General features: G+C 44.3%; 19 protein-coding genes and 1 pseudogene. 13 read left to right on the top strand and 7 right to left on the bottom strand.

The features are described from left to right. Positions 1–16 precede the first annotated feature (16 nt). The 4 genes from B4240_RS04785 to B4240_RS04770 all read right to left on the bottom strand — a co-directional run bounded on the left by B4240_RS04785 (position 17) and on the right by B4240_RS04770 (position 3658). The gene (locus B4240_RS04785) at positions 17–307 is read right to left on the bottom strand and encodes a DUF3649 domain-containing protein (protein WP_191692256.1); all 291 of its coding nucleotides are present in this window, start codon (positions 305–307) and stop codon (positions 17–19) included. A 60-nt stretch (positions 308–367) separates the two neighbouring features. Further along, positions 368–2584: a TonB-dependent siderophore receptor gene (locus B4240_RS04780; RefSeq protein ID WP_296237093.1), complete on the bottom strand. Its 2217-nt coding sequence runs from the start codon at positions 2582–2584 to the stop codon at positions 368–370. 400 nt (positions 2585–2984) lie between these two features. After that, positions 2985–3410: a PepSY domain-containing protein gene (locus B4240_RS04775; protein ID WP_296237092.1), complete on the bottom strand. Its 426-nt coding sequence runs from the start codon at positions 3408–3410 to the stop codon at positions 2985–2987. Positions 3411–3418: 8 nt separating this feature from the next. After that, entirely contained in the window at positions 3419–3658 is a 240-nt protein-coding gene (locus B4240_RS04770) for a hypothetical protein (RefSeq protein ID WP_265089129.1), read from the bottom strand. A 159-nt stretch (positions 3659–3817) separates the two neighbouring features. Here B4240_RS04770 and B4240_RS04765 point away from each other — a divergent pair, with 159 nt between their 5' ends. From B4240_RS04765 to B4240_RS11590, 4 genes and pseudogenes are all read left to right on the top strand, one after another. After that, positions 3818–6025 (top strand): TonB-dependent siderophore receptor, encoded by a 2208-nt coding sequence (locus B4240_RS04765; RefSeq protein WP_296237091.1) that lies wholly within the window; start codon positions 3818–3820, stop codon positions 6023–6025. A gap of 103 nt (positions 6026–6128) precedes the next feature. Further along, positions 6129–6880 (top strand): IS5 family transposase gene (locus B4240_RS04760; RefSeq protein WP_296237090.1). Its coding sequence is split into 2 segments (ribosomal slippage): positions 6129–6336 and positions 6336–6880, totalling 753 coding nucleotides; the frame shifts between segments, so codons are not numbered across the junction. A gap of 93 nt (positions 6881–6973) precedes the next feature. After that, a complete protein-coding gene (locus B4240_RS04755; protein ID WP_296237089.1) occupies positions 6974–7723 on the top strand; it encodes a siderophore-interacting protein in 750 nt (249 codons plus the stop codon). Between the two features lie 76 nt (positions 7724–7799). Then, a pseudogene (locus B4240_RS11590) lies at positions 7800–8643 on the top strand (transposase). A gap of 106 nt (positions 8644–8749) precedes the next feature. Here the strand turns inward: B4240_RS11590 and phoR are convergent. Both phoR and phoB read right to left on the bottom strand, forming a co-directional pair. Further along, positions 8750–9883: a phosphate regulon sensor histidine kinase PhoR gene (gene phoR, locus B4240_RS04735; RefSeq protein WP_296237088.1), complete on the bottom strand. Its 1134-nt coding sequence runs from the start codon at positions 9881–9883 to the stop codon at positions 8750–8752. A gap of 21 nt (positions 9884–9904) precedes the next feature. After that, entirely contained in the window at positions 9905–10603 is a 699-nt protein-coding gene (gene phoB / locus B4240_RS04730; protein WP_296237087.1) for a phosphate regulon transcriptional regulator PhoB, read from the bottom strand. A gap of 477 nt (positions 10604–11080) precedes the next feature. Between phoB and pstS the strand changes: the two genes are divergently transcribed. The 4 genes from pstS to pstB all read left to right on the top strand — a co-directional run bounded on the left by pstS (position 11081) and on the right by pstB (position 15246). Further along, positions 11081–12247 carry a phosphate ABC transporter substrate-binding protein PstS gene (gene pstS / locus B4240_RS04725; RefSeq protein WP_296237086.1) on the top strand — a complete coding sequence of 389 codons (1167 nt, stop codon included), beginning with the start codon at positions 11081–11083 and terminating at the stop codon, positions 12245–12247. Positions 12248–12293: 46 nt separating this feature from the next. Next, positions 12294–13244 (top strand): phosphate ABC transporter permease subunit PstC, encoded by a 951-nt coding sequence (pstC, locus tag B4240_RS04720; RefSeq protein ID WP_296237085.1) that lies wholly within the window; start codon positions 12294–12296, stop codon positions 13242–13244. A gap of 95 nt (positions 13245–13339) precedes the next feature. Continuing rightward, the gene (pstA, locus tag B4240_RS04715; RefSeq protein ID WP_296237084.1) at positions 13340–14254 is read left to right on the top strand and encodes a phosphate ABC transporter permease PstA; all 915 of its coding nucleotides are present in this window, start codon (positions 13340–13342) and stop codon (positions 14252–14254) included. A gap of 212 nt (positions 14255–14466) precedes the next feature. Beyond that, on the top strand, positions 14467–15246 hold the full coding sequence (pstB, locus tag B4240_RS04710; protein WP_296237097.1) for a phosphate ABC transporter ATP-binding protein PstB: 780 nt from the start codon (positions 14467–14469) through the stop codon (positions 15244–15246). A 163-nt stretch (positions 15247–15409) separates the two neighbouring features. On the opposite strand, the gene B4240_RS04705 is transcribed toward pstB, so the two are convergent. Then, positions 15410–16174 (bottom strand): UTRA domain-containing protein, encoded by a 765-nt coding sequence (locus tag B4240_RS04705; RefSeq protein WP_296237083.1) that lies wholly within the window; start codon positions 16172–16174, stop codon positions 15410–15412. Between the two features lie 293 nt (positions 16175–16467). Here B4240_RS04705 and hutU point away from each other — a divergent pair, with 293 nt between their 5' ends. The 5 genes from hutU to hutI all read left to right on the top strand — a co-directional run bounded on the left by hutU (position 16468) and on the right by hutI (position 23840). Next, a complete protein-coding gene (hutU, locus tag B4240_RS04700) occupies positions 16468–18201 on the top strand; it encodes a urocanate hydratase (protein WP_296237082.1) in 1734 nt (577 codons plus the stop codon). A gap of 69 nt (positions 18202–18270) precedes the next feature. Beyond that, entirely contained in the window at positions 18271–19662 is a 1392-nt protein-coding gene (locus tag B4240_RS04695; protein ID WP_296237081.1) for a YjiH family protein, read from the top strand. 120 nt (positions 19663–19782) lie between these two features. After that, positions 19783–21345 carry a histidine ammonia-lyase gene (gene hutH / locus B4240_RS04690; RefSeq protein WP_296237080.1) on the top strand — a complete coding sequence of 521 codons (1563 nt, stop codon included), beginning with the start codon at positions 19783–19785 and terminating at the stop codon, positions 21343–21345. A gap of 47 nt (positions 21346–21392) precedes the next feature. After that, positions 21393–22502 carry a formimidoylglutamase gene (gene hutG / locus B4240_RS04685; protein WP_296237079.1) on the top strand — a complete coding sequence of 370 codons (1110 nt, stop codon included), beginning with the start codon at positions 21393–21395 and terminating at the stop codon, positions 22500–22502. An 18-nt stretch (positions 22503–22520) separates the two neighbouring features. Next, a complete protein-coding gene (hutI, locus tag B4240_RS04680; protein WP_296237078.1) occupies positions 22521–23840 on the top strand; it encodes an imidazolonepropionase in 1320 nt (439 codons plus the stop codon). Positions 23841–23947 lie beyond the last annotated feature (107 nt).

The raw sequence follows: 23947 nt of genomic DNA, 5'->3' as shown, positions 1-23947 counted from the left end.
TTATCCCGAACTGGGGTTAAATAGCGACATAATCGATCATCCCTAATAGCCCTGCAATACCGACGACCAGCGTCCATGCCAGCCATAAACGTCGCAAAGAAAATACTAAGACAAGAATGAGCGCGCATACAACAACGCTAGCAATTTGACCCCAATAGATGGCAGAAATCTCATCTATAGGTAAGGCCAAAAACGTCAAACTCGTAAGCACCGCGATGCCATAGCTACCAATAATCGCTAAAAAAATACGACTGAGGACTTTAAACTCAGGTAGATAAAAACCATGACTGCTACGGCGCTTACTCATGTGACTGCCTGCGTGTGAAAGTGAAAGGTCATGATCGGCATAAAAGTGAAAAGCGATCGATTAAAAGCGATAGGTTAATCTGCCGACTACATTCAAAGGCTCACCGTAAGTCAATTCACTAAAAGTGCTGCCCGCAAGATACTTTTGATTGAACAAATTATTCACATTAACCTGCGCTTCAAGATTGTCGTTAAAGCTATATCTTGCCATGATATTGGCAAGCGTCACGTCATCTTGACCGTACTTTTCAGATTGTTTCGTCACAGGGTTTTTGACAATGCCATAGTATCCATTTGACCAGTCAACGCCGCCGCCAATGGTTAAATTAGGAATGATATGATCAAGATTATAAGTGGCAAAAAGATTCAGTGTGGTATCAGCAAAGCCTGTATTGATGGTTTTGCCCTTGTTGTCTTCAGCATTGAAATGCGTATAACCAACACTCGCTTGCAGTTGGTCGCTGATTTGACTAGACACTTGTACTTCTACGCCCTGACTGGTGGCACCTTTTGCTCCGTAGTAGGCTTTTTCCAGGTCGGTGCCGGGTATTATTTGACCGCCATCGAGTTGAGCAAGATTGTCCTGCTCGATTCTGAAAATACTCACTTGGCTCTGTAATGTGCCGTTATCTGACTCACTTTTTAGACCGATTTCATAGTTTTTACCTTCGATAGGATCGAGGAATTTACCGTTTATATCACGCTGATTTTGAGGTTTGAAGATATCACTGTAGCTGGTATAAAGACTGTGATTGTCATTAACCGCATAGGTAATCCCTGCGTACGGAGTCCAGATATGTTTGGCTTCCGTGTTGACGTTACGGCCATACTGCACACCTGAGCGTTCAAAATCAGACACACGCGTGCCTAAAATAACGGCTAAAGGATCCGATAGTTTGAGCTGAGTTGCTGCAAAAATAGCTTTTTCTTTGGTTGTGACATCAGAGCTGCGATTGCGCGCTCCCCATTCTGGTTCAGGATAACTGCCATCCCAGTCAGAAAAACCGGGGAGCGGCAATATACCATCAGGCGGTGACTTATAAGTGAAAGTATCAAGATCACTTTTGCTATAGGAGCCGCCTACGATGAGCTTATGCGTCTTTCCCAACGCATCAAAATTACCGGTTAACTTGCTTTTGATATTGAACTGTTTGCGTTCGGTATCGGCATGAAATGGGTTTAGGTTAAAAATCAGTCCGGTATCAGGATTCACGACTTGGTCGCCATTGGCATACATATAAAGCAGCTTTGGACTACTGTCACTCTCGTTATAGCTGGCATTGGTGGTCAAGTTCCAATTGGCATTAAAATCATGGTCAATATCTGCAAAGTAATAGGTATTATCAGAATCCCAGTTTGTCCAATCTGCGCTGCCATTTTTACTGGCATCCCAATCCGCTTTTGAGCCATCACTTAGGTAGTTTGGCAAACCGCCCCACATGGTTGATTTTGATTTATTGTGTTGACGGCTAGCACCCACACTGACTGTAGTGCTGTCGCCCAGGTCCGCATCTACTGTGGCATACACTAGACTTTGACCCAGTTCTTGACGGTCAACAAAGGTGTCACCATCTTGATAACTTGCCACCACTCGGCCTCGTACCGCACCGCTTTCGCTTAATGGCTGGCTACGGTCAACACTGAGACCATATTGCCCATAACGATCAACATTGGCGGATAGCTCTGTAGCAGGAACGCTACTATCAGCCCGCTTGCGTATCAAGTTGACATTGGCAGAAGGGTCTCCTGAGCCACTCATCAAACCAGTCGCGCCGCGTACGATTTCAACATGGTCAAACATCGCGGTATTAGCAGAGTATTCGCCCATGGCAGCTTGCTGGACAAAATCGGTATTTAAGCCGTCAATTTGGAAGCTATTGATAGCAAAGCCTCTTGATGAAAGATCATTACGCGCGCCATCAACGCTACTTACTTGGATAGCAGGCGTGCGTTTAAGCACATCTATTAGGGTGTTTGAGTTTTGATCTTTGATTTGCTGGTTGGTAACCACACTGACCGCTTGCGGGGTTTCTTTGGCCGACAAGTCCATACCCGTGGCGCTACTGGTGACAGGGATTGTATAGCTGTCAGTATTTTCCGTGACTTGTTTATTGGTCTCTGCCATGACCACGATAGTTGGTAGCGTGGTACTTGGTTCTGACCTATTGTCGTCACGATTGATTTCGATATCTTCTTCACCGATTTGTTTTTGCTGCGGTATTTCAGCATGAATCATAGATGAGCTTACTGCCAACGAAGCAATGGCTGAAAGACGCATGGTTCGCTTAACAAACCAACTTAAAGGGTTAGGTTTATGCTGTTTTCTACTTTGTGTAATCATAAACATCAATGATATCTCAATGAAAGTGAGGAGGATTTGAGGGAAGGCAGTTATTCAAAGCAACAATGCTCACGATTACTTGTCAGCTTAATAAAACGCTATAAAAAATGAGCTATTTATTAAAGTATTGGTGAGTAAATATATGGTTTGTTACATTAGAGTTTGTACATGATAAAGATAATAATAATGATTATCAATACAGTATTGAAATATTTTTGATAGAAAGCACTATAAATAAAAATAGCACAGCAAAAAAGGCTACCTTCTAAAGGTCGCCTCAATTAAGCCCAGTATCTATCAGACGTTAACTATTACGGACTAAATTTAACAGTATTGATTACTTAAATAGCTTCTGTAAGAACTCGACACAGGAGAGCAGAAGGAGATCCAATAACGCAATAGCCAAAATCACAACGATTGCTGCTGGGAATATAATAGCCACCACAAGCAATGGAATGGCAAACGGCCACCATATAGAAAAATCTTGTTCACATGCTGGTGGATTTAGTCCAGTGATTTCGTTGGTATTACGAGGACGACGTTGCCACCACATGACATAACCGCTCACACAAATTGCAATCACAGATAAGCAAAACAGCACATTGGCTAAGACGCTCCATAATCCTAGCGTTCCCATATGAATAGCCGAACCCGCTGCCATAAATTTGCCGAAATCATTGTAATCCTCAAAGCGGATATCAGCCAATATCTTCTCCGAATAGCGGTCGATATATACCGTACGGTCAGCCGTTGGACTTTTCATATCATAGCTCATAGAATTTTGCTAATCGTCCACACTTCTGTCGCGCCTTGTGGTAGATTCAGCTGATAACACCCTTCAAAGCCAATCTCACGAGCAAACCTATCTACCGTAACAATCATAATGGGAATATTAGACGCGTTACCGTTCTCACCTTTGGTTGACCCTGACAGCAGCATTGGCGACAGTTCTAGCACCCAAGGTACCTCTTTGGTACTGCCCGTATTTAATGCGCGACTGATGTATCTCATGTAAGTGTCGCCAATGACCACTTCTAATATGTCTATAATAACTCTTAGTTTAATTTTTTAATGATAACAATAATCATTAGTGTTATAATTATTTTCGTATTTAGCATCCACATCTTTTAACTCAAAACCCTCAACTACTTCTATCTGAAAGGAAATACGATGCCGTCTCTTTCACGTTCCGAATCTGCCCAAAAAAAACAATTAAGAATGGCAGTCAAGATTGGCTTATTAATGAGTATTAGCCATGCTGCATACGCTGAAGAAACGGCAAATAGTATTGAAAATGACCAAAATCAAAATGAGAATATTGCTACGGTTAGTTCGACACCAGCGACGACCTTAAACACCATCACGGTTTACGCTGACAGCTACCGTAGTACAGGCACCAAAACTGCATTAGACCCTAGTGATGCCCCAATGAGCTATAGCAGAATCAATCAAGAACTATTACAAAAACGTCAAGCAGATAGCGTTAATGCGGCGTTACGTTATGAGCCTGGGGTGAGTACTGGGAGCCGCGGTACGGTATCTATTTTTGATGAATACAACATTCGTGGTTTTAAGACTTATTCCAATTTTTATGATGGATTGCGCCTCCCCTACGACGGCGCTTGGAACCTGATGCCGCAAGTAGACATTTATGCGACTGAAGCGGTAGAAGTGTTAAAAGGCCCAGCATCTTCACTTTACGGCTACGCGGCACCAGGTGGCATGGTCAATCAGGTCGCCAAAACACCAAAAAGCACCCAAGAGTCTGAAGTACAGTTGCGCTTTGGCAATCAAAACCTCAAAGAAGTGGCAGTCGATATGACCGGCCCTATCTCAGATACGCTTAATTATCGCTTGGTGGCATTAAAACGTAAAAAAGAGGGTCAGATGCAGACCACAGAAGAAGAGCGCACTTTAATTAATCCGTCACTTGAATGGCGACCGACAGAAGATGTCTCCGTTCTTGCCAATATTTTTTATCAAGACGATCCAGAGATGGTGCCTTCTACCCCGCTGCCGGCTGTTGGGACAGTCTACAATGCCAGTTATGGCAAGCTAGGCAGTGATGCCTACGCAGGAGACGAATGGAATCATTTTAGCAAAGAAGTTCTGATGCCAAGTGTGACTGTCAACTGGGCTATCAATGACAAATTAACCTTTAAGCATATCCTACGCTATACCGATGCCGAAGCGCAGCAGCGCAATATGTACAATCAAGAAGGGTTTATCACGGGTAGTGACAAAATTTTAAATCGTGTGGCCTATACCACCGATGAAAAGATGAACAACTGGACCACCGACAATCAGCTGGCTTATCAGTTAGATACTGCCAATACCTCGCACAATTTATTATTCGGTGTGGAATATCAAGAAACGGACAGTAGCGCTACATATTATGATGCTGGCGCAGATGGCACCCCAAACCTTGATTTGTCCAAACCCGATTTCTCACAAATCAATGCTGACACTTTGCCATTAGATATTTATCGACAGAAACAAGACATCGAACAAAGCCAGCTGGGGTTTTATATACAAGATGAGATGCAGTGGCAAGATTTGACAGTGGTGGCAGGATTACGTCACGACAATTTTGACAGTACTACCGAGCAAACCGAAGCCTCTAAAGGTGCGGTTTATAGTAACAAAACGATTGATAACAGCGCATCAAAAACCAGTGGTCGCCTTGCTGCCATTTATGACTTTGATAATGGCTTCTCTCCTTATGCCAGCTATTCACAGTCGTTTCAGCCTGTTGTCGGTAGCAACTTCGTTACCAACAAGGCATTTGAGCCAACCACCGCTGACCAGTTAGAAGCTGGTATCAAATATCTGTCCCCAGATCGTGTCACACAAGGAACGTTGGCGGTGTTTGATATCACGCAAAAGAACGTCGTAGTAACAAACCCCGCTAATTCTCAACAGAAAGTTCAAACGGGTGAAATTACCTCTAAAGGCTTCGAGGTTTCAGGCAGCCACATGCTAAGTGATTGGGTAGATATTGCTGCAAGCTACAGCTATACCGATGCTGAGATTACCGAAGATGAATTTAACCCTGACGTAGTCGGCAATACGCCAGCACAAACCGCTAAACACAAAGCAACACTGTGGGCAGACTATTACGCCACAGATAAGCTTACTCTCAATGCAGGGGTTCGATATGAAGACGGCATGCAACTTGATAAGCAAAATTCAGACGAGCTGCCAAGTGTGACCTTGGTAGATATTGGTGGCAGCTATCAAATCCATCCGATGCTCACCGTTGGCGCTAGTATCAATAATTTGTTTGATAAAACCTATGTCGGTACTTGCTACGATAGTAATAACTGCTGGATGGGACCCGAGCGCCAGATGTCCGTCAGTCTAAAGGCCAACTTTTAAACAATATAAAGCTTATCATTACTAGGGCATGTCTTCAATTGGATAAGCCATAAATAATAGTTACAATACCGCATCTATTGAGACGATGCGAGAAGTACAAGTTATGGCAAGAACAGCACTAACAGATACGCTTTGGGATCAATTGCAATCAACAATGACACAGCATGGCTGCTATCAAACTCAAAACAGTCGAGAGGTCATGGAAGCCATACTGTGGAAGCTACGCACAGGCGCGCCGTGGCGTGACATACCTAAAGAATTGTGTTCTTGGAAAACAGCCTATAGTCGTTTCAACCGCTGGTCGAAAACTGGGTTATGGGAGGATTTTTTTTTAGCCTACGAAAAGAAGTTGATACGGAATGGGTATTCACAGACGGAAGCTATGTTCGCTGTCACCAGCATGCAAGTGGAGCTCGGCGTGGTGAAGATAGAGCAATTGGACAAAGCCGTGGCGGCGCAACTACAAAGATACACTTATCCTGTGATGCCGATGGATATCCGCTCCATTTTAAAATCACTGGGGGTGACGTCCACGACAGTCAAGTTGCAGGTGAATTGATTGACATGATTGGACAAGCTGATTACTTTATCGCTGATAAGGGCTATGATTCACAAGCGATCAGGGATAAAGCTTGCATGCATGACATGATTCCTATAATTCCCAAAAGAAGCAATGCTAAAGCGCCTAATCCAGAATTTGATAGCTACTTATACAAACTGCGTCATTTAGTAGAGAATATGTTTGCAAGGCTTAAGCACTTTCGTAGTATCGCCACTCGCTATGAGAAGTTAGCTCGTAATTTTAAGTCAATGCTTTATCTGGCGTGTACTATCGTTCATTGTAAGATAAATTGAAGACACGCCCTAGAGAATGTCAATTTTATATACTGGCGCTATCTAAACTGATAACTTAAAAAATGAAACACTTAAATTAAGAAAGGCATTAAAATGGCAAAACCCGCTCCAAGAACATTAAATGTTGTTCGTACCAAATACATCACGCCACAGATGTACCGCGTCACGCTTGGCGGTACAGGCCTGCTTGACTTTCCAGAAGATCAAGAAAGTGCTTATATTAAACTCATATTTCCTCAAGACCATGGGGCTCGGCCACTGATGCGCACTTATACCATTAGTGGACAACGTAAGAATGAAATAGATGTCGATTTTGCTTTGCATGACGCTGAAGGGCCTGCTTCAATGTGGGCACGTAACGCCCAAGTTGGTGAGCAAATATTGGTCGGCGGCCCAGGGCCAAAGAAGCTGATTAATAATGAGGCAGATTGGTTTTTATTGGTTGGTGATATGACAGCGCTACCAGCCATTAGCGTCAATCTTGCCCAGCTACCTGCTGATGCCTGCGGCTATGCAGTCCTTGAAGTCACCAGTGAAGCAGATAAACAACTACTCAAAAAACCAGACAACGTTGACATTCACTGGGTGATCAACTCACATCCAAATACCGAAAGCAGCCCATTACTTGAAAGGGTTAAAACGCTTACGTGGCTAGCAGGCCAGCCTGCGGTGTGGGCAGCATGTGAATTTCATAGTATGCGCGCCCTGCGCCATCACTTTAAAACATATTTTTCAATACCAAAAACGCATTTATACATATCCAGCTATTGGAAAGTCGATAGCACAGAAGACCAGCATAAAGTTGAGAAGCAGAAAGATGCAAAAAATCTAGGGGCTGTATAGAATTGAGGAACCATTGAAAAAAATAAGCAACGCCTTACTCTACTGTTTACCACAACAAAGAAATAAGGCGTCACTTATGACTCGCACCAAGCTCAACGATGAACTTTGGCACAAGCTATTTATTATATTGCGACAAATTAACGTATATAACAAGCCCAATCTAAGACGTACCGTTGAAGGCATGCTGTACCGCATAAGAGTAGGCTGTCCATGGCGAGACTTACCTTCTTATTTCGGTCATTGGTCTCGCATATATCATCAATACCGTTATTGGCGTAAAACCGGTAAATGGCAAAAGCTCATGAAAATAATCACTTAGATTAACACATGAAGTGCAATTTCAAAGAGTAGGTGAAAAAAAGACCTAGATGCGCTAGCATCAAAGTTTTTATCCACCGACCAAAGTGAGATTGCAACCATGAGCTATACACATCTAAGCCTAGGTGAATGATACCAGATTTATGCCCTTAAAGGGGCAAAACATAGTATTAATTTCATAGCGAGGGCGTTAAACAGAAGTCCCAGTACCATATCAAGAGAGCTTAGGCGTAATAAAAGCCTACGAGGTTACCGAGCAAAGCATGCTAATAACAAGGCTTGTGACAGACGGGCTAACAACGCCACAACTATTGTGACTGACCTCTGGGCATGGGTGACAGACAAGCTTAAAGAGAACTGGAGTCCTGAGCAAATATCTGGCGTTCATGCTGGTATCAGTCATACCCGTTAAGTCGAACTCTAAAAACAGCAACAATGACACACTAGACTGGTATTTGTATCGTTGCCGTCACTTGCTAGAAAACGCTTTTGCTAGGTTGAAACATTTTAGGGGCATTGCCACGCGATATGATAAGCTCAAAGATAGCTATGCAGCAGCGGTAATGCTTGCTTGTGTCTTTATCTGGTTGCCACTCATTTGAATTCTATACACATCCTAAAAGGTAGTGTTAAATTATCATAATCGCTATGTTGAATTGACCGAGGAAGGTAAACGACAATAAACCTAAAAGCTAAAAGGTAAGAAACTCAATCTATAACAGCTGAACGAATATGAGCAGGAGGAAATACGGCGCTAAAGGTTGAGCCTTTGCCTTCTGTCGATGCGATTTGCAGGGTTGTGTCGTATTGATATAACACATGCTTGACTATTGCTAGCCCCAGCCCTGTGCCGCCTGTTTCCCGACTACGCCCGCTGTCTACTCGGTAAAAACGCTCGGTCAATCGCGCGACATGCTCGGGCGCAATACCAATACCATCATCGCTGACCGCAAAGCGACAGCCTTCTGCAGTTTTTGCCCAACTGATGACGATGTTGCCACCTTTTGGCGTATATTTAATGGCATTGATGACCAAATTGGATAACGCACTGTTTAAATACATCTCTGAGCCGTAGAGACCATCATAGGTATCTATCTGCAAATGCAGCGTATGGCCGTATTCTTGATTATACGCTTGCGCGTCGTCATAGACATGGGTGAGCAGCTTGGTCATATCAATATAATGCAGCTCATGTGTCTCTTCGATTTCAATTCGTGATAGCAATAATAAGTCATTGACCACCCTATTCATACGCGCAGTCTGCTGCGTCATTAGCTCAAACCCGCGTCGCCATTGCCGCGGCATCTCTTCTTGATCAGAAAAATTCTCCAGATAGCCCATCAGTACGGTGAGTGGCGTTCGCAATTCATGCGAGACGTTGGCCACAAAGTCGCGGCGCATTTGCTCTAGATGTTGTAAGCGGGTCACATCATAAATAATCAGCAGCTTTTCATCGCCAAAAGGCGTGAGCTCACATTTAAGATAACGGTTAGGGTCACGCCATGACTTCATGTGTACGCCATCATTGGGCGTGATCTTATTCTGATAGTACTGATGAAACTCAGGGACATTAATAAAGTCAAAAATACTTTTGCCATGGTCCGCTGACTGTAGCAATAATAAATCTTCGGCGGCCTGATTCCACCACTCCAAACCATCGTCACCATTGAGCAAAATAACTGCATCTCGCAGGGCACGTAAGGCACTTCTGATTTTTTGAAGCTGATCGGTAGAATTTTGCTGCAAGATTTGATGGTCCTGTTGTTTTTTACTTTTTTGCTCTTTATTTTGTTGTTCTTTATCTTTTTGGACATTTTCTGGTTGGGCGTTTTTTTCAAGCATTGTTATGCATACCTCTCATTTTTATTGAACCAAACTAGAAAATCGATAGCCGGTACCGCGCACCGTTTGAATCAAGGTACTACAATCATAAGGCTGGAGCAGTTTACGTAAACGCCTGATATGCACATCAATCGTGCGATCTTCGATATAGACATTACCGCCCCAGACCTGATCAAGCAGCTGAGTGCGGGTATAAGCGCGCTCTGGATGACTCATAAAAAACGCCAATAATCGATATTCTGTCGGACCGATATCAAGGACTTGATTACCAGCGGTAATGCGTTGGCTTTTGGGATCGAGGCTAAGCTTACCTATTTCGATCGGCTTATCACTACTGAGCGCACGGCCACGGCGTAATACCGCTTTGATTCTGGAGATTAATTCACGCGTTGAAAACGGCTTGGTCATATAGTCATCAGCGCCCGCATCAAGTCCATGAACCTTACTATCTTCCTCACTTTTTGCCGTTAGCATAATCACCGGTATCTCGCCCAGCATTTCATCACTTTTTAGCATGCGGCAAAAATCAATACCGCTTTTATCACCCGGTAACATCCAATCGAGCAAAATCAGCGCGGGTCTGTGATCGACCACTTGCTGATGCGCCTCTGCCACGTCAGCCGCTTCTAAACTCTCAAAGCCCGCCATCTCTAGCGTCATTACCACCATCTCACGAATTGCAGGTTCATCTTCTACAATCAAAATCTGCTCACTGCGCATACCATAGCCTTATTATTAAATGACAAAGTTGAAAGTCAAAGTTAAAAGACAAAAACGTAGAAATAAATAAAACAATATTAAATGCCAATGCCTACCCATTAAACGGCTTAATTATGACAGTTTAATGACATTGAGTTTGAAATCCGCTTTTACGAAAACGCCTGCCCACATCATAACGACTTTTGCTCTATATATCAGCCGTCATTAGCACTAACTCTACCCTTTATCACACGTCTATTCTAATTAAATGACTTTTTTCATAAAAATGTCTTATTTCATCAAACTGTCATATTTGCGCGGCACAATGTGCTCATCGACCACCAAGCGTCTTTGCAGTAAATCATTTTTAATAAAGCGTTATGAACAAAACAGTATGAATAAAGCACCATTTATAAAACATCGAAATCAGCTCTGTTATTTATAAATATCCAATACTCAACTATGTTTACTTAATATCATTACTTTTTAGGAGAAATAATGCGTTATTCATTAATAGCTTTAGCCGTCGCGAGTACCTTAACCTTAGCTGCTTGTAATAAAAACTCCAATAGCAATGAAAGCAACGAGCCCGCTACTTCGGCGCAATCAACTACCGCTACTACCGACAGCGCAAACGTTACGTCGTCAACCGCTAAATCAGCTGACAATGTATCAATGAATATCACCGGCGCAGGCGCTTCTTTCCCGCAGCCTATCTATGCTAAATGGTCAGATGCCTATCATAAAGCAACTGGCGGTCAAGTGAACTATCAGTCGATTGGTTCATCGGGCGGTATCAAACAAATCGTCGCAAAAACGGTGGATTTTGGCGCGTCCGATGCGCCGATGACGCCGAGCGAGTTAAACGAAGCCGGTCTGATTCAATTCCCGACCGTTATTGGCGGCGTGGTACCTATCGTCAATATCGATGGCGTTGCGCCTGGTCAATTGAAGCTCGATGGAAAAATGCTCGCTGACATCTATCTTGGCAAAATCAGCAAATGGGATGACCCTGCCATCAAAGCTATGAATCCTGACTTAAGCCTTCCTGACGCTGCCATTACCACAGTGTTCCGCTCAGACGGTTCGGGCACAACCTTTAACTTTACTGATTACTTAGCCAAAGTGTCAAACGATTGGAAAGACAGCGTTGGCGTCGATAAAACCGTGAAATGGCCAACCTCGGCAACCGGTGCTGGCGGTAAAGGTAACGAAGGCGTGTCAAGCTATGTGACGCGTATGAAAAACTCTATCGGCTACGTTGAATACGCTTATGCTAAGCAAAACAGCATGGCACACGTTGCTCTAAAAAATGCCGCTGGCAACGTCGTGCAACCATCTGCGCAGACATTTGCCGCCGCCGGTGACATCGATTGGTCAAAGCAAGAAGGCTTTTATAAAGTCATCACCAACTCTGAGACGGCTCAAGCATGGCCTATCGCTGCTGCGACCTTTATCTTAGTCCACAAACAGCCGCAAGATGCCAAACAAGTGGCAGGTGTTCTTAACTTTTTCGATTGGGCTTATGCTCAGGGCGATGATGATGCAATGAGTCTTGATTACGTGCCTTTTTCAGATACGGCCGTGGCTTTATTTAAAGCAAAATGGAACGAAGTGGTAGACAGCGAAGGTAAGCCTGTTTATACCGCAACTCAAAGCAATTAATACTCCCACTCATCAAGCGCAGTCTTATTAGATTATTGAGGCTTTTATGGCAAACCTAAAATCCCAACTGGCAAAACAAAAACGCTACGATGCAATTTTTGTCAACGCCACCAAAGCATTTGCAATCTTGGTACTGTTGTCGCTTGGCGGCATCATGCTGTCATTGATAATCGGTGCGTGGCCAAGTATCACTAAGTTTGGCTTGGGATTTTATACCAGTAATAACTGGGATACGGTGAACGATCAATACGGTGCGCTTGCACCCATTTACGGAACGGTGGTCACCTCTTTTATCGCTATCTGTATTGCCGTACCAGTTAGCTTTGGGATTGCTATCTTTTTAACGGAACTTTGCCCCAACTTTTTAAAAAAGCCATTGGGTATTGCTATCGAGCTACTCGCCGGCGTTCCCTCCATTATCTACGGTATGTGGGGGTTGTTTGTTTTTGCGCCGTTTTTTGGTGATTACATTCAGCCTTGGTTTATTGAAAATATTGGCCCCCTACCTATTATTGGTCAGGTTTTTACCGGTGCGCCGATGGGACTAGGACTATTTACCGCCTCGTTAATACTGGCAATCATGATTATTCCTTTTATCGCCGCTACTATGCGCGATGTTTTTTCTGTGGTACCCGACCTGCTAAAAGAATCGGCGTACGGCATGGGTGCCACCACTTGGGAGGTAATGTTCAAAATTATCTTGCCTTATACCAAAACAGGTGTGGTTGGTGGCGTGATTTTGGGACTTGGTCGGGCGCTTGGCGAGACGATGGCTGTTACTTTCTTGATTGGTAATGCCTTTAATATCAGCCCCAGTCTATTTACCTCTGGAGTGACCATCACTTCAGCGCTAGCCAATGAGTTTGCTGAAGCGTCCAGTGAGTTGCACTTAGCGTCACTACTACATTTAGGATTAATACTGTTTGTGATCACCTTTATCGTTTTATCAATATCTAAGCTCATGCTGATGCGTATTGACCAAAAGGCAGGCAATTGATAGCGCTAATAATGATAAACAATAAATACCTATAGTAATTTCAATATAACAAAGATACAGCAGCCATTATTTGACCTAAGAAGGACAAACACTTCATGACTTTCGCACCAGTTACCACGCAAACTACCCAGCCAAGCCAGCCTTCTGTACGCTTTGAAGATCGCTATAACAAGCGTCTTTATAACAAGCGTCGTTTTATCAATAGATTGGGACTTAGTTTTGCCTTATCAGCGCTTGTATTTGGTTTGTTTTGGCTGATTTGGATTTTGATGACGTTGTTTGTTGAAGGCTTGCAAGGTTTAGTTGAGATGCCTGTCTTTATAGCCGATACGCCGCCACCGATGGGCGAAGGTGGTCTACGTAACGCTATTGTTGGTTCAGCGATGTTGGCTTTTTCGGGTTTGGCGATTGGTGCGCCAATCGGCATGATGGCGGGTATTTATTTAGCAGAGTTTTCACAGGGCAGTCTACTCGGTAAAGTCGTCCGATTTTTAAATGATATTTTATTGTCAGCACCATCTATCGTAATTGGTCTGTTTATTTATGCCCTGATGGTCAAAGGACAGAGCTTTTCGGGTTGGGCTGGTGCATTAGCGTTGGCGTTAATTGTGATTCCTATTGTCGTACGTACGACGGAGAATATGCTAAATCTTGTACCTAATACCCTGCGCGAAGCGGCTTACGCACTAGGTACGCCAAAATGGAAGCTGGTCAGTACCGTGACCCTGAAGGCTGCCAAAGCCGGTCTGACTACTGGTGTGCTGCTCGCTTTTGCGCGTATTACCGGTGAGACCGCGCCTTTGCTATTCACCGCGCTAAACAACCAGTACTTTAGTACCGATATGAGTGAGCCAATGGCTAATTTACCCAATACGATTTATCAATTTGCCATGAGTCCTTATGACAACTGGCATGCACTGGCTTGGGCGGCGGCGCTACTCATTACCGCGACAGTATTGCTATTAAATATAGCCGCGCGCTTCATCGGTGACAAACATCATAGTAGATAGGTTAAAGCTATTAAGCCTATAGAGAAACAGTCAAACACCACCCTGATTTAACAATACTTTAAAAAATGGAGATCTTTATGTCTGATGTACTAGAAAGAAAAGCAACTAAGATAATGACCAATACCAGCAGCACGCGCCGTTTACTGGATGATGTGATGGCTAATCATAGTCAATATCAACAGCCAAATATTACCCATCTTATCAAACAAACCATGACAGATATGCCGGATGACATGCCACCTGCCAAGATTGCGATTCGCAATTTGGACTTTTATTATACTGACTTCCAAGCATTAAAAAATATCAATATTGATATTGCAGAAAAAAAGGTTACCGCTTTTATTGGCCCATCAGGCTGCGGAAAATCAACGCTGCTACGCACCTTGAATCGTATGTATGACTTGTATCCAAACATGCATGCTAAAGGTCAAATCATGCTTGATGGTCAAGATATTTTGACAAAAAATATGGATGTTAATTTGCTGCGTGCGCGTGTCGGCATGGTCTTTCAAAAGCCCACGCCCTTCCCGATGTCCATTTATGACAACGTCGCATTTGGCGTGCGTCTCTATGAAAAGCTCAGCAAAGCGGAGATGGATAACCGTGTCGAATGGGCACTGAAAAAAGCGGCGTTATGGCTGGAAGTGAAAGATAAACTTAAAGCGTCAGGCTTGTCACTATCTGGCGGTCAACAGCAGCGACTTTGTATCGCACGCGGGGTGGCAACGAAACCTGAAGTCTTGCTATTAGATGAGCCAACCTCAGCGCTTGACCCTATTTCTACTGGCGCGATTGAAGATTTGATTAGCGATTTAAAAAACGACTATACCATTGCTATGGTGACCCACAATATGCAGCAAGCCGCACGTATCTCCGACTACACCGCTTATATGTATTTGGGCGACATGGTAGAAATGGGCGAGACGAATCAAATATTCACCAATCCAGTACAAAAAGCGACCGAGGATTATATTGCTGGGCGTTATGGCTAGGCTGCGATTTGTCTAGAACAGTTATCCAATCAGATGAGCTGAATAGTATAATTTCTTAGCTGTCCAGTTTTATTCGTCCACTACAGTTTAATTGCCCGAAGTCAAAAACCTTACGCTAAGAGATCGTCAGATACGTCGAAGAAAGTTCGTTTAAAAATAAAGCCTACAGCTCGCCTGCAAACTGATAACGATCTCCTGCATGCCACATTTTGACAAAGGTCAGTACTTGCCCTGCTGAATACGTCCGACGTCGCAGCACCAATGTCGGTGACTGCACAGGAATTTGCAAGGCCTTAGCAATCTCTTCAGGAGCCGCTAAGGCCCGAATAATATAGCTACCACGCTCAAGTGGGCTCTTGGCAATGAGGTAATCACTGGTATTTACCACACTAAAATCCTGCTCAATAAAATCTGGTACTTTTGTCGCATCCACCCAACGTTCTTCAAACTGAATCGGCTGACCATCGGCAAAATGAATGATTTTTACTTCATATAAAATAGCTGCTTCATTGCTATCAGTAGTGCTAATAGAGTCCTTTAAATTAGAAGCCACAACTTCTTCGTCAATATTAAACTTGTCTCGCATTTCATCGTCTAGCATGCTTGCAGTAATAGTACGTTTACTCACAACATGAGCCTGATAGTCACGATTGGCAGATTTTAAATCTTGGGCTATATTGCGCACTTCTACAAAGGTATGATTGAACTGCTGCTGAGCAACAAACGTCCCTGACCCTTGCCGACGTTCTAACACCCGCTCCTCGCTCAATTCTTTTAAGGCACGGTTTACGGTCATTCGCGATACACCAAACTCTTTTGCTAATGCCATTTCGGTGGAGATGGCTTCGCCTGCCTGCCATTTACCCGAATGGATATTATCCAATATGGCGCTTTTAATCCGCTGATATGCTGGAACTGCCTTTGTCATGTCACGCTTCACCTTTGTCATACTCATCTTTAACCGCTAACTGCAACTGTGCAAGTGCAAGTGCAAGTGCAAGTGCAAGTGCTGACATAATATCATGACCCTTATCATAATCACCATGAGTGCAGTCTTTTGAGCAAAACAACCTTATAAATAATTTGGCTACTGATAAAAAAATGCTTGCATAAAAAAAATATCTTTGATAATTTGTATATACAACTTATTGGCTACTTCAAATAATGCTGCCGAAAACGACGATTGGCAAACTATATATAGATAATCAAAAGGATGGAATCATGACTAGCGTTAATGGAATAAATAAAAACGGATCAAATAATAATAATGAATTTACGCGTCGTGACGAGAGTCGTAATATCGCGGCGCCGACGGGCAGTAAGCTGAATTGTAAAAGCTGGCTAACCGAAGCGCCTTATCGCATGATTCAAAACAATCTTCATCCTGATGTGGCTGAAAATCCAAAGAGTTTGGTCGTCTATGGTGGTATCGGCCGCGCTGCCCGTAACTGGGAAAGCTATGATCAAATCCTCGCCTCTCTTAAAGAATTAGAATACGATGAGACCTTACTCGTGCAATCAGGCAAGCCAGTTGGCGTCTTTCAAACTCATGAAAATGCGCCGCGTGTATTGATTGCCAACTCCAACCTAGTGCCACGCTGGGCCACGTGGGAGCATTTTAATGAGCTCGATCGTAAAGACTTATTTATGTACGGGCAGATGACGGCTGGCAGCTGGATTTATATCGGTACTCAGGGCATCGTCCAAGGCACGTATGAGACCTTTGTCGAAGCAGGTCGTCAGCATTATGATGGCAGCTGGGCAGGACGGTGGATTTTGACCGCTGGTCTTGGCGGGATGGGCGGCGCGCAGCCATTAGCCGCGACCTTTGCTGGGGCGACGTCTTTAAATATCGAGTGTCAGCAATCAAGTATCGATTTCCGCTTACGTACTGGTTACGTCGATAAGCAAGCGGACGATCTCGATCATGCTTATGAGCTCATCAAACAACATACCGCAGCTGGCGAAGCGGTCTCAATCGCGCTACTTGGTAATGCCGCAGATATCTTGCCCGAGATAGTTAAGCGCGCCAAAGCTGGTGAAATCAAACCTGATTTAGTGACCGATCAAACCTCGGCACATGATTTGATTAATGGTTATCTACCAAGTGGCTGGAGCGTTGAAGAATGGAAGGCGGCACAAGAAGATCCAGAGCAACATGCCGCATTGACCAAAGCCGCTGCTGAATCTTGCGCCGTACACGTACAGGCCATGCTAGATCTACAAGACATGGGTATCCCTGCGACTGACTATGGCAATAACATTCGACAAGTGGCCTTCGACGCAGGAGTAAAAGACGCCTTTAACTTCCCAGGCTTTGTCCCAGCTTATGTGCGACCACTGTTTTGTCAAGGTAAAGGGCCGTTTCGCTGGGTGGCACTATCCGGTGATCGAGAAGATATCTATAAAACCGATCAGAAAATCAAAGAGCTGTTTCCTGAAAATACCCATGTGCACCGCTGGCTCGATATGGCAAAAGATCGCATTCAGTTTCAAGGACTGCCTGCTCGTATCTGCTGGCTAGGTCTAGGCGAGCGTGATAAAGCAGGTTTGGCATTTAATGAGATGGTCAAAAACGGTGAGCTTAAAGGTCCTATTGTCATTGGTCGTGACCATTTGGATACGGGCTCTGTTGCCAGCCCGAACCGCGAAACCGAAAGCATGAAAGATGGCTCAGATGCAGTCTCTGATTGGGCATTATTAAACGGTATGCTCAATGTCGCAGGCGGTGCAACTTGGGTATCCTTACATCATGGCGGCGGCGTTGGCATGGGTTACTCGCAGCACTCTGGCATGGTCATTGTCGCTGATGGTACTAATGCAGCAGCCAAACGCTTGTCACGAGTACTGGTCAATGATTGCGGTTCTGGTGTCATGCGTCATGCGGATGCAGGCTATGAGCTGGCTATCAAAACCGCCAAAGACTATGGCTTAAAACTACCAATGATTAAATAGCTATCCTTTGTCCTTGTACGGTATCAATAAGTAAAAGGACGTTTTCAACATTTTATCAAGGAGGATAATATGTCTGAACAAGATCTTATGCCACCGGGCAGTCCAGTACCTGACACGCTACCAGGCACTCCAACACTTGATATGCCGCCGCCTGAAAAACTATTGTCGAAACCCATCGCGCTAATACAGCTAATCGTGTTTAGCGCCATTGGCTTGGTAATGTTTTTTGTACCTTTTACCATTGGTGAAAAAAGCACGATTTTGTTCGATCATGGCGCAACCTATTTGGTCAATCAACAGCATACTTTATCCGTTACCTTATTATTTTTGCTGATACTCTATGGCGTCAGTAAACCCTTGATAGATGGCTCATGGCGCAAAAATATCACCCATAAAATTCTAACGGTCTTTAAAGTGCTAGGTCTGCTGTTAGCCGTGATGTATATCACTGGCACTGCGCCTGCCTTTATGATGGAAAAAGACATGCTGCCATTTTTGTTTGAAAAGCTGGCGCTGCCAGTCGGCATGATTGTCCCGCTTGGGGCATTAATTTTGGCATTCTTAGTGGGGTTTGGCTTACTTGAAATGATTGGTGTGCTGATGCAGCCGATTATGAAACCTATCTGGAGAACACCAGGCGCCTCGGCAATTGACGCTGTTGCCTCTTTCGTTGGTAGCTATTCGATTGGATTATTAATTACTAACCGCGTTTATCTACAAAAACAGTATTCTGCGCGTGAAGCCATTATTATTGCCACTGGTTTTTCTACGGTGTCGGCAGCGTTTATGGTCATCGTCGCTAAAACGCTGAATCTGATGGAGTTTTGGAATCTGTTTTTTTGGTCAACCTTGGTCATTACCTTTATTGTCACTGCTATTACTGCTCGCATTCCGCCTATCAGTCTTTTCGATAATGAAGTTGATCGTCCAAATTTGGATTATAAAAAAGGAACGCGTCTAAAAGCAGCATACGAGCTGGGTTTATCCACATCACGCCATGCATCAGATTTAAAGCAAATTCTATGGACCAATTTTCGAGATGGTTTGACCATGGCAGCTGCGATTGTACCTTCTATTATAGCGGTCGGATTGACAGGATTATTATTAGCCAAGTATACGCCAGTGTTCGATATTTTAGGTTTGCTACTCTACCCCTTTACATGGTTGGGCGGATTGTCCGAACCCCTTACAGCCGCTAAAGGTATGTCTGCAGGTCTCGCTGAAATGTTTTTACCAGCATTACTACTCAGTGAGGCAGATATCCTAACACGCTACGTCGCTGGGGTGATATCGATTAGCAGCGTGCTATTCTTTTCTGCCATGATTCCTTGTGTATTGGCGACCGAAATTCCGGTCTCTGTTGGCAAAATGGTCATCATTTGGTTTGAGCGTGTGGTACTCAGTATTTTGCTAGCTGCTGCCTTTGGACAGTTGGCTACGTATCTAGGTTGGATTGGTTGATAGAAATTGAATAAGACTCACTAGTTTGGTTAAACGTGCCTAACTAAATTAGTTTAGCTTAACAGCAATATGAATTAAAAATAATATAATTAACATGGCTTACAACACTAGGATTATCCTATGGACGGTATCAAACAATTAACCCTAAATCCCCGCCAATTAAGCTTTGAGATGTTGCGCGATATTTATGAGCGACCTGTCATATTAACCCTTCCTGACAGTGCGTACGCAGCGATTGACGCTTCACATGAAGATGTACGTACTATCATTGCTCGCGACAAAAGTGCTTATGGCATCAACACAGGTTTTGGATTACTGGCAAAAACTCGTATCAGCGATGATCAATTAGAATTGCTCCAGCGTAATTTGATTGTATCGCATTCGGTTGGTACTGGCGACGCTCTTCCTGCTGATGTCGTCCGTCTGATTATGGTGATGAAAGTTGCTAGCCTTGCGCAGGGCGTATCTGGTGTTCGCCGCGTCGTGGTCGACAGCTTACTTGGTTTAATTAACAACCAAATTACGCCACATATCCCTGCCAAAGGCTCAGTGGGTGCTTCTGGTGACTTAGCGCCTTTATCGCATATGACACTTGCAATGATGGGTGAAGGTCATGTTTATGTTGATGGCAAAAAAGTACTTGCTGCTGATGCGCTAGCGCAGCATGGCCTTGAGCCCATTACCCTAGCAGCTAAAGAAGGACTGGCTCTTATTAATGGCACTCAAGTATCAACGGCCTTAGCATTACGTGGTTATTTTCTAGCACGTGATTTACTTGAGACAGCAACCATCGTCGGCTCACTGTCTATCGATGCCGCCAAAGGCTCAGATGCGCCATTTGATGCGCGCATTCATGAAGTGCGTGGTCACCATGGACAAATTGAAATCGCAAAAGCCCACCGTCAACTGATTAAAGGCAGTGCTATTCGCGCCTCGCATAATGACGAACAGGACGATCGAGTTCAAGACCCTTATTGCCTACGTTGCCAGCCGCAGGTCATGGGTGCTTGCCTTGATATCATCAACCAAGCAGGCAAGACGCTGTTAATAGAAGCCAATGCGGTGACAGATAACCCGCTTATCTTTAATAATGATGACGGTCCAGTTGCTATATCTGGTGGTAATTTCCACGCCGAGCCAGTGGCTTTCGCTGCTGATATGCTCGCTTTAGCGATTGCTGAGATTGGTTCTATGTCTGAGCGCCGTGTTGCTCTATTGATTGACGCAACTTTATCAGGTGGCTTACCGCCATTCTTGGTAGAAAATGCAGGGGTGAACTCAGGCTTTATGATCGCCCACGTAACTGCAGCAGCGCTGGCTTCAGAAAACAAATCTATGGCTCACCCAGGTAGCGTCGATAGTATCCCCACCTCTGCCAACCAAGAAGACCATGTATCGATGGCGACTTATTGTGCGCGCCGCCTATATGAGATGGCACAAAATACTGCCACTATTATTGGCATCGAATTACTGGCTGCTGGTCAAGGTATCGATTTCCATCGCGGACTAGATACCTCAGAAGCGTTAAAGACAGCGCATCAAAAATTGCGTGAGCAAGTAACTTTTTATGACAAAGATCGCTATCTGGCCCCCGATATCGAAGCAGCTAAGCAGTTGGTATTAGATGGCTCGCTGACGAATCATTGGCAGGCTCTGCGTAATGATTGGTACGAGTCTAAATAAGAGACATCACTCTAAATAAAAGCTTGATGGATTAAAGGAGATCGGCAATGAGCATATCGACGACGGGTACTACCGTTAGCCACAGCCACGCTGATATGAGCAAGTGGACAGGGCGTGCAGAGCCGTTTGAGACTGCGCGCGCCCGCTACTGGTATCAGATCGCGCAGCCCTATGCCTTTGATAACAGCGGTCAGCAAAACGGCCAGCGCATTGGATTGATCGGGTTCGCTTGTGACCAAGGCGTCAAACGCAATCAAGGCCGCGTGGGTGCGAGAGCGGCGCCGCCTTTAATTCGTCAGGCATTTGCCGCGCTGCCAGTTATCTCTGAGCTGCAACAACGCTTTGATGGTCAACTGTCAACGCTACTGGGTGATGCTGGTGACATCCATTGTCACGATAATGATGATCTTGCCGCAAATACTCTAGAGCAAGCCCAGCGGAAGTATGCTGATAAAGTCAGTCATATAATTGAGCAAGGCGGCTTACCCATTGGACTTGGTGGTGGTCATGCCATTGCTTATGGTAGCTTTTTAGGATTGTGGCAAGCACTATCGTCAGAAACCAGTGAGACTACTCATAGTACTGACAATATCGAAAGCAATACGAGCGCCATGCCTAGAATTGGCGTCATTAACTTTGATGCGCATCTGGACATTCGTCAGTCTGACGTCGCCACCTCTGGTACGCCATTTCGCCAGATTGCCGAGCACCTTGATGCACAGGATCAGCCATTTCACTATTGTTGTATCGGCGTCAGTCGATTTTCCAACACTGCCGCGCTCTTTGACCGTGCTGAGCAGTTAGGCGTCCATATTATCAGTGACGAAGATTGCATTAATAAGAAATGGAAAAAAATTGCTGCTCAAATAGATGCCTTTATTAATAACGTTGATATCATCTATTTAACCATTGACATGGATTGCTTGCCAGCGAGTGTCATACCTGGTGTCAGTGCGCCAGCAGCCTATGGTATTGATCTGAGTTTCGTTGAGCGCGCAGTCAAACGTATCATGGCATCAGGCAAAGTAAAATTGGCTGATATTGCTGAGATTAACCCAACTTATGATATTGATGGACGCAGCTGTAAGGTTGCCGCTCGCTTATTGGCCACTATTATCGAACAGCACTTATTCATTACCAAAACCTACTCGCTTTAACATAAGCAGGATTACACTATGAATGACTCTACAAATTCTACAGAACAGACACCTGATCTAAAATCATTTGACCATATCATTATAAATGCCAATCTCGCCACCTTTTCAGCGCAATACGGGTTTGATATTTATAATAACAACCAAAATAATGATCAGAATCAAAGCGTCCCTTATGGTCAATTAGAAAACGCCGCTGTCGGTATCAAGGACAGCAAAATTGCATGGATTGGCAAGTATGAGCAAATAAAGCCGCACCTCACTTATTATAAAAATGCTCAAATTAAAGACGTGGATGGTAACTGGATAACGTCCGGACTCATCGATTGTCATACTCATATCGTTTATGCTGGCAACCGCAGCAATGAGTTTGAAGCGCGATTGCATGGTGCCAGCTATCAAGATATTGCAGCGCAAGGTGGCGGTATCGTCTCGACGGTGAGCGCCACTCGCGAAGCCAGTTTTGAGGCACTATTTACCCAAAGTGAAAAACGTTTGCTCGCGCTTATTAAAGAAGGTGTGACCAGTGTCGAAATCAAATCTGGTTATGGTTTGGACCTAGAAACTGAGCGCAAAATGCTAAAAGTTGCCCGCGCGCTTGGTGAAAAACATGGTATTCATATTAGCACCACATACTTAGCTGCCCATGCTCTGCCGCCTGAATATAAAGACAATGCCGATGCGTATATCGAACAAGTTTGCCAGTGGTTACCAATCTTGCATAGCGAGGGTTTGGTCGATGCAGTCGATGGCTTTTGTGAAAATATTGCCTTTACTGCTGAGCAAATTAAACGCGTCTTTGACGTTGCCCGCTCCTTAGACTTGCCAGTGAAGTTGCACGCTGAGCAGCTCTCAAATATGGGTGCTAGTGCATTAGTCACCGAGTACCAAGGACTATCAAGCGACCATCTTGAGCATTTATCAGAAGATGATATTAAGAAGATGGCTGAGAGCAACACGGTTGCCGTACTATTGCCAGGCGCATTTTATACCCTGCGCGATACCAAGCTACCACCGATTGAAACGCTGCGTAAACATAAGGTGCCAATGGCCGTTTCAACCGACTGCAACCCTGGTACTTCGCCATTAACATCGCTGTTATTAGCGATGAACATGGGCTGTACACTATTTTATCTAACACCTGAAGAAGTATTGGCAGGAGCAACTGTTCACGCAGCACAAGCGTTAGGTCTAGCTAAAAAGGGTAAAATAGAAGTTGGTTGCGATGCTGATTTGGCATTATGGGATATCACCCGCCCCGCTGATCTTGCTTATCAAATGGGTTTAAACCCTATTAAAGGTATTATGATTCAAGGTCAGTGGCGTACGTCAGCAGAGTAAAAAACTCCTGCTTAACTTCGTCTTAAAATGGGGAGATGGATCTACCGTGTAGCTTCACTGCGTCATTTAGATAAACACCAAACCATCTATAGTGAGTGAAAAGTAAT

The sequence above is a fragment of the Psychrobacter sp. UBA5136 genome, assembly GCF_002414005.1.
GTDB lineage: Bacteria > Pseudomonadota > Gammaproteobacteria > Pseudomonadales > Moraxellaceae > Psychrobacter.
This window is presented reverse-complemented; position numbering and strand designations above follow the sequence as displayed.

Excerpts from the sequence above, each read along its gene's own strand:
- pstA (WP_296237084.1), top strand. The coding sequence starts at position 13,340 with ATGACTTTCGCACCAGTTACCACGCAAACTACCCAGCCAAGCCAGCCT.
- hutG (WP_296237079.1), top strand. The coding sequence starts at position 21,393 with ATGAGCATATCGACGACGGGTACTACCGTTAGCCACAGCCACGCTGAT.
- B4240_RS04785 (WP_191692256.1), bottom strand. The coding sequence starts at position 307 with ATGAGTAAGCGCCGTAGCAGTCATGGTTTTTATCTACCTGAGTTTAAA.
- phoB (WP_296237087.1), bottom strand. The coding sequence starts at position 10,603 with ATGCGCAGTGAGCAGATTTTGATTGTAGAAGATGAACCTGCAATTCGT.
- B4240_RS04775 (WP_296237092.1), bottom strand. The coding sequence starts at position 3,410 with ATGAAAAGTCCAACGGCTGACCGTACGGTATATATCGACCGCTATTCG.
- B4240_RS04780 (WP_296237093.1), bottom strand. The coding sequence starts at position 2,584 with ATGCGTCTTTCAGCCATTGCTTCGTTGGCAGTAAGCTCATCTATGATT.
- B4240_RS04765 (WP_296237091.1), top strand. The coding sequence starts at position 3,818 with ATGCCGTCTCTTTCACGTTCCGAATCTGCCCAAAAAAAACAATTAAGA.
- B4240_RS04770 (WP_265089129.1), bottom strand. The coding sequence starts at position 3,658 with ATGAGATACATCAGTCGCGCATTAAATACGGGCAGTACCAAAGAGGTA.
- pstB (WP_296237097.1), top strand. The coding sequence starts at position 14,467 with ATGACAGATATGCCGGATGACATGCCACCTGCCAAGATTGCGATTCGC.
- hutI (WP_296237078.1), top strand. The coding sequence starts at position 22,521 with ATGAATGACTCTACAAATTCTACAGAACAGACACCTGATCTAAAATCA.
- hutH (WP_296237080.1), top strand. The coding sequence starts at position 19,783 with ATGGACGGTATCAAACAATTAACCCTAAATCCCCGCCAATTAAGCTTT.
- phoR (WP_296237088.1), bottom strand. The coding sequence starts at position 9,883 with ATGCTTGAAAAAAACGCCCAACCAGAAAATGTCCAAAAAGATAAAGAA.
- B4240_RS04755 (WP_296237089.1), top strand. The coding sequence starts at position 6,974 with ATGGCAAAACCCGCTCCAAGAACATTAAATGTTGTTCGTACCAAATAC.
- pstC (WP_296237085.1), top strand. The coding sequence starts at position 12,294 with ATGGCAAACCTAAAATCCCAACTGGCAAAACAAAAACGCTACGATGCA.
- B4240_RS04695 (WP_296237081.1), top strand. The coding sequence starts at position 18,271 with ATGTCTGAACAAGATCTTATGCCACCGGGCAGTCCAGTACCTGACACG.
- pstS (WP_296237086.1), top strand. The coding sequence starts at position 11,081 with ATGCGTTATTCATTAATAGCTTTAGCCGTCGCGAGTACCTTAACCTTA.
- hutU (WP_296237082.1), top strand. The coding sequence starts at position 16,468 with ATGACTAGCGTTAATGGAATAAATAAAAACGGATCAAATAATAATAAT.
- B4240_RS04705 (WP_296237083.1), bottom strand. The coding sequence starts at position 16,174 with ATGACAAAGGCAGTTCCAGCATATCAGCGGATTAAAAGCGCCATATTG.